Below are 536 nucleotides of genomic sequence, written 5' to 3'. Positions count from 1 at the left end.
GACCGTTCAGCGCATCGTTCGGTGCGGTGGTCGTCACGGTGCCGGTGGTCTTGCCGATGTCGATGGTGATGGTCTGACCGTTGGCCAGGGTCACAACAACAGGTGCGCCAGTCACTGGAGCGCCAACAGTCGCGGTGTAAGTGACAGTGCCGCCTTCAGCCACCGAAGTATCGGCGCTCAGCTTCACGGTCGAAGTATCGATGGTGTCGGTGACTTCGGTGACGGCCGGAACAGTGCTTGGCACCAGGTTCTCGAAGTTGCCGCCCGCTGCGTCCTTGATCGTGACTTCGACCTTGCCGGCGTCCTTGTAGACGTCATCGGCTGGCGCTGGAACGGTCACGGTGCCGGTGGTTTTACCGGCTTCGATGGTGATCACGGAGCCGTTGGACAGAGTCACGGTCACCGGCGTACCGGCCGGGTTGGTCAGGGTGGCGGTGTAGATGATCGAACCGCCCTCGGCCACGGTACCGGTAGCACTCAGGGTCAAGTTGGTGGTGTCGACGGTGTCGGTCACGGTGGTGCTGACCGGGGTTTTG

Annotated in this window: 1 protein-coding gene; it reads right to left on the bottom strand. The window is 62.5% G+C overall.

Going from position 1 to position 536, the window contains the following annotated elements; genetic code table 11:
• Positions 1-536 (bottom strand): immunoglobulin-like domain-containing protein (locus PseAD21_RS29350; RefSeq protein WP_178082189.1); only part of this gene is annotated, 536 nt, incomplete at both ends.

Origin of the sequence: Pseudomonas sp. AD21 (genome assembly GCF_002878485.1) — a bacterium.
Taxonomy (GTDB): domain Bacteria; phylum Pseudomonadota; class Gammaproteobacteria; order Pseudomonadales; family Pseudomonadaceae; genus Aquipseudomonas.
Note: the sequence above shows the minus strand (reverse complement) of the source record. Positions and strands in the feature narration are given on the sequence as shown.